The organism is Stenotrophomonas sp. NPDC077659 (genome assembly GCF_050268705.1).
Lineage (GTDB): Bacteria > Pseudomonadota > Gammaproteobacteria > Xanthomonadales > Xanthomonadaceae > Stenotrophomonas.
Genome location: NZ_JBNNHG010000021.1, coordinates 34,311 through 40,438, shown reverse-complemented (window position 1 = coordinate 40,438; position 6,128 = coordinate 34,311). Strand labels below are relative to the sequence as shown.

The window sequence follows — 6,128 nt, the reverse complement described above, 5'->3', positions numbered from 1 at the left end:
GTTATCGCCCCACTGCAGGATCTTATCCGGGCGACAACTACTCTGACGTGGGGGGTTGAGACCACCCTGTTCAACGGCTTCGATGCTAAGTGGATGAATGGTCGCCAAGACTGGTGCCTTCTGCTTTCGCGCTCCACCGTGTATCTCTCGGAGCAGGGGCTTTACGACCAACGCCCGCACAACCATTCGGACCAGCTGCGCGATGTTCAGTCAGTCCTGGCTGAGCCAATCAGATGGTTGGATGCTGAAGCTCTCCGTTACTGTCCAGCTTGCATCCAAGTTGGGAGACACTACCAATATCAACAAGATGACCGATTTGTTCGCTGCGTCCTGCATCGAGTGCGATTGAGGACCGGTTGCCCGTCCTGTCGAATTGCTTTGGACACGAAAGGGACTCTGGTGCACGGCTTCACATGTAAATCGTGCGGGAGAGCCCTACTGCAGTCCGACGTGTCCGGTGCACTGAGCGCCCGTAAGACAGCGTCATACGCGCGAACCCTAGACCAATTGCACCGTTGGCTTAGGGCTGCTAATGACTCGCTCGACGGTTGCCAGAGGGCTCACAGCGGTGAATCGACAATACGCTGGAGCGGAAATCGCGCTGAGAGCAATGCAGGCAATTACTGGTACGCACTGATCCAGTTCCCGAACTCGATGGTACGGAAAGCGCTGTTGCCAACACCAACCTCTTTCAAGCAGCGTCCAAAGACCGCACTCCTGCTACCGCTTCCTGCCGATGATCACGAGGCTGCCATCAGGCCATACGAGCAGCTTCTTAGGTGCATTGCACGTCAAATTAGGCGTACCTATCTCAGAGGACACTCCAGCTGCCGAATCCATGCGATGAGAACAGTAGGCGGCGGCCGCACTCAGCGAAATAGATGGGCTCCCGTGACTCTAAGGCCGCACCTATGCTGTGCCGGCCAGGCATACGCCGTATGGCTACTGCAGCGGCGCGAGGAGCTTTGCGAGATTTCCGAGCGGATGAGCGTGTCTCGCATAGATCGTCTCCCTGGGAATCGACGCTCTGAGGTCGCTATCCGGTTGCCAGACATGCACGCGACGGCGTCCAGTTATATAAGCTCGTTCGAGGCGTGGATTGCAAATCTTGCCCGTCTACACTCGCTGGTCGACCGTTCAAACAGGCAGTCCATGCTGTGTGATCTATTCGGTCCTTCCCCACATTGGGCGCTGCATCAGCCAGGTGCGCGCCAGAGCTGCCCGATTCACCTGCGCTTGCACGAACAGAAGAAACTCGCTTATTGCGACAAGGGCCGCGTTCGACAAGAGGATCGAGCGTATGTCATCGCTCTGGGGCGAGAAAGGGAGCGGATTCTCAAGCGGGCCGATAAGGTGCGCCATGTCCCCAGGAGCATTGCGCCGGACCTCCCTCTCTGAGCCAGGGGGCGAAACTCGAGCTGCTGTCCACATTCAGTGCAGCCGACGCTCGCGAGAGGGCGAGCGTCGGCACCTCTATTAGTGGAGGTACTTTGCCTGCCGATTCTCAAATGCTGGAGTGGTCCCCTCCAGCACGTTGAGCACCGACCGATTCAGCTCCATGCTCTCAATCGCCCCACTTTGATAACGCAAAACGAAACCGGCAGCGCGATCAAACTCCGCATGAATGATCTGCTCAGCATCGCAGCACACCGCCAGATTGGCGTTATGCGTCACCATCACGATCTGCCTGCTCTGCTTAGCTCGCTGGATGATCGGAACCAACATTGAGTAGACCGTCTGGTTGTCGAGATTCTCCTCTGGCTGATCCAGGATCAGAGGGGTTGGATCAGTGTCGACCAGCAAGTAGAAGATTAGTAGCAGTGCACCTCGTTGTCCCGGCGACATTTGCTGAATGCTTGTGCCTGCCAAGCTAAGTGAGAACTTAGCCTCCAAGTTGCGAAGATCGAACAGGGAGTCATAGAAGTCCGCCGCCTCAACCTTTGCTCTCAGGATCGGCAGCAAAGGCAGTTCGTTGTCGCCATTCTGCGTGATCTCGTTGCGAATAGCTCGCAGGCCCGCAACAACCTTCTCCGTGTCGTTGAAGTCTATCGAGCGAATCAGTCCACTCAGTTTCGATGCTCCTTCCACCTCGCCACGGAAGCCGCCCGTGTTCTGCTTAATCTGCGCAAAGAAACTTTCGAAGAAGGCAGATCGATCAAAGAACAGCGAGCTCTGGAATGCGACCTTGAGCTCTTCAGCCACGCCCGGAACTGACCTGACAATCTCCTCAACACCATCAAAGAGTGGTCGACGCGACTCCGCAATTGAAAGGAGCTCTTGGTGAATCTGCCGCACAATCATATCTTGCTTCGCCTGCAGCTCCCTGCATCGATCGGGCAGGGTGGACAGCTCTGCAATTCTGGACTTGTAGAAAGCCACGGTGTCGGTCTGACTGTCGGTTCCAACAATCTGGGCGCGAACGCGCTCCCAGGTCGCGCGAGTGGCAAGATACTCTTGGTAGGCTTTGGAAGGGCCATCCAGCTTCTCCTGAAGCTGCTTCTGCTCGGCTTCCAGCGCCTGTCGCACGGATTGATGCTCCAATTCCTGTATAACGAGCTGCTCGATATGAAGTGCATCATCTGCCGCTACTTGCCGCAGAAGCCCCGACTTGACGTCGATGGTAATTAACGGCTGGATGTTGACCGCCACTTCTTCCAGCTCCTTTTCCAGGCTCGCCCCGAGCTGTGCGGCCTGTGCGGCGTAATCGTCCAGGCGCTGTGCGACGCTCGCCACCTTAGTGCGGCGTGACGCAAGCATCCGCCGAGTTGCCTCCGAGCTTTGCCGGGTTGATTCTCTAATCGCGAGCTCCTCGGCAATGACCTTAAGGCGCTCCGCCTCCGGGGACGGGTCATCACTACTGGCTTCAGGCTTCAGGACTTCGGCGGGCATCTTTGCGTTGTGATCACCCAGCTCGAGCTCCTTGGATGCCAGACGCTCCCTGAGTTCATTGAGGTGGCCTGCGCTTGCTTGCCGCTCCAGGTCAGCGAGCGCGTGGTTGATCTCGCCGAGCGCGACTCGGTGAGCGCTGACGCGCTCGAGCGTGGGCCGCTCCTTGTCCGCGAGGTACTCATCTAAACCGGCGTGCGATCCCTTGTCAGCGCTGTCCAGGTGGGAGAAGAGCACTTGCCGAATCTCTGCACTGAACTGATCGGACTGTCCATTGATGTGATCGTTGCAGAGCATCTCGAAGTAGTCCTGCGAGATGTACTTCACGCGTTCGGGTTGATCCTCTTTGAACCTGTGGTCCAACGACACTTGTCCGACATCGTCGTTACACCATGTCAGCGCTGCCTCGAAGGCTGCGGCTCGTTGAGTGGCCCCGCTCTTGAAACGGTCATCGATCAGGAAGGTGAAGTACTCATGGGCTTTGGAATTCCCGGCCAAGGCCAAAACTTCCGCCAGGCCGCTCTTGCCTGAACCCTTGTTGCCAATGATCGCCACCAGATCCGGGTTCAGCTCAATGTCCGTTCCGTCAAACCACCTCTCGGTGAGGGTGGCCGTGGGTTTTCGCATGACCTTCAATCGCTTCATGAACAGGCGACCGTTGTCTCGCACCTGCGCGAGCTTGGGCGGGATGTCGCCAATGTAGGAACGGAACGATGGCTCCTTGATCGCGTGGCACATTCCTTGGAAGGTGGGTTCAGCCTTGATCCACGTCTTCATGCCGTTCGGGAACACGCCGTAGTCTGCATGCTTGTGGGCATCTGTACCGCGCACGCACAAGCGCGGCGTCGACCCCAGCGATTCCCAGAAGGCATCAAAGTACTTGTCATTGGCGGCCGACCTGACGCCGTGAAAGGCGTCGCGGTTGCCCTGGTCCTTGCACTCGAAGATGCTCGCGGCGGTCATGTGACGCCTGACCTCCGCATAGTGCGGCCCCGACTTAATGTCTTTAAGGCCTCCATAAGTGTCCCAAGGCATCAGAACCAGTCCGCGCGGGCCCAGTGTATCCAGTGCTTTGGCCAAGGACTGGGGCGTCACCATGGCGGTTTGCCATCCGACCGCCAATGCGTACTCCGCGTCCTGGGCCACACGCTCAGGATCGAAGCCGTGGCGGCCAAGTTTGTCTGCGCCCAGCTCCCGGGCGTATTGCGTCAGGCACGCTTCACTCAGGCCCCGTTCGCCGGCACGAAGGCTGACCTTCAGGTCATTCAGCACGTCTTGGAGGACCTGACGCTCTACTGTGGGATCGATAACCAGGTGTACGTTGAGTCGCTTGTCCAGCGAGCTCTCCACACGCAGCTCGATACCGGGGAAGATCTGCTTGTTCGGGAGCTCCTCCGGGTGCTGGCGCACATGCTCGGCCAGCGCCAAGTACCCATCGAATGTCCAGTAGTCCATGATCACGAAGACGTCCGGTTCGGCATTCTTCAGTGAAAGAACTGTCTGTTTGACGATCGCCTGCCTGGCCTCGCCAACGGCTCCACGCAAGTTCGGCGAGCCACTCCATTGATACGATGCCGGCGTATGGCAGTGAAAGTCCCATACTCTCCACAACGCCCCTTGCGACGTACGCTCCATTACTGAACTCCCCTGTTCTCGTAGTTGTGTGCTGGTGGCAACGTGTCGCGCCGGAGAATGCCAGGCACAAGCGCCTGCGCGGATCTTCCCTGCGCGCGTGCAAATCAGCCCCTATGTTCGGCGTCGAGCCGTCCAGCGCCGCACCTGGGCTGCACAGGGCGCAGGGTAGTTCGCAGTGAAGGGGGGCGCGCGGGTTGTTGAGCGATGTAGACGTCACGCTGCCGCCTTGGGCCGTATCGATCAAGGTCGTTATGGCCGTGCGGGACGATGACATCCCCGTTGCCGGCATGAACCTCTTTGAACAACCGCTCGGATGTATTCCAATCGTTCTGGCGATACATGCAGCTCGATGGATCCATCCCCCCTCCTTCTGTGCGAACTCCGCGCACACGGTGCTGAGGCCGATTGTACTGCGGGCCGCCTACAATCGGGCTGCCACAGCAGGATCCCTGCACCCCCCAGTGTCAGTAGCAGCCCCCCCCCCGGCTTCGGGCGGTCACGGCTCCTCCAGTAGCTGCGCCGCCGGATTGTCGGCCACCCGACCGTGCTGGTAATAGCCGATCACACTGGCGACCGAGCGGTGGTCGGTCATCGCCATCAGCGCGGGCAGGGCGACCCCTTGTCTGGCACCCTCAGTGATGAAGCCCGAGCGCAGGCTGTGACCGCCGAAGTCTCCCTCGAGTCCCGCCAAGGTGGCGCGCCGTCGGATGATCAGCGCGATGGCACGGTCGCTGAGCGCTGGGCCGACCCGGCTGCCCCAGACCCGGCGGAACAGCGCCCCTTCGGTAAGCTTGGCCGCGTCCAGCCAGGCCTGCAGAGCCGTCGCGGCCACGCCCAATAGCGGCTTGTCCGGACTGCCGCCGGTTCTGGGTCCGTCCTGCAGGGTCTTGCCCTGGTCCAGGTGGTAGACGAAACCGCCCTCGGGCAGGGCACGCAGATGGGCCAGGGTTGCTGCCGCCACCTCGCTGCGACGGCGGCCGCCACTGGCAAACCCGAAGCAGAGCAGGGCTCGATCGCGCAGGCCGGCCAGATCGGGCCCGCAGGTGGCCAGCAGCGCGTGCAGCTCCACGCGGGTGATCGCCGCCTTTTTATGCGGGCGCTCGCCGCGTCTGTGCGCGGTCCGACGGGCGCTGGCCAGCAGTTGGCGTACCTCAACGTTGTCGATGGGATTGGCCAGGTGCTGCAGCTGATGGACTTTGCTGAGCACCGAGACGCGATGGGTGAGGGTGGCCAGCCGCCACGGGCCGGGGCGGCTCTTCAGCCTGGCCGCCACCAGCGCTTGGTCCAGCGCGGCCGGCAGCTCCCAGCGCACGCCCTCCGGGGTGTCACGCTCGCGGTGGTCGACGATGAACTGCACTACTGTTGCCGCCGGCAGCGGCAGGCGGAGCGGCTGGCCGTAGCGACCCTGGTACCACCCGGCCCAATAGCGAAGGGCCGTACGGTAACTGCGCATGGTGTTGGCGCTGCGCGCCGCAGCCAGGATCTGGTCGGCGGCGGCCGCTGCCTCTTCAGACAATTTCGCCGGATCGGGGAGGGTGAGGAGCCGATCAACGGTCGGTGAAGTAATGATTTTCATATGTAATATGTACTTCTCACTACATGCGGTA

General features: G+C 60.3%; 2 protein-coding genes. Both read right to left on the bottom strand.

What is annotated here, in order from left to right; translation table 11 throughout:
- Positions 1-1,476: 1,476 nt before the first annotated feature.
- The gene (locus ACQKDV_RS05280) at positions 1,477-4,521 is read right to left on the bottom strand and encodes a TrlF family AAA-like ATPase (RefSeq protein ID WP_427782732.1); all 3,045 of its coding nucleotides are present in this window, start codon (positions 4,519-4,521) and stop codon (positions 1,477-1,479) included.
- A gap of 496 nt (positions 4,522-5,017) precedes the next feature.
- Positions 5,018-6,097 (bottom strand): site-specific integrase, encoded by a 1,080-nt coding sequence (locus ACQKDV_RS05275; RefSeq protein ID WP_427782731.1) that lies wholly within the window; start codon positions 6,095-6,097, stop codon positions 5,018-5,020.
- Positions 6,098-6,128 lie beyond the last annotated feature (31 nt).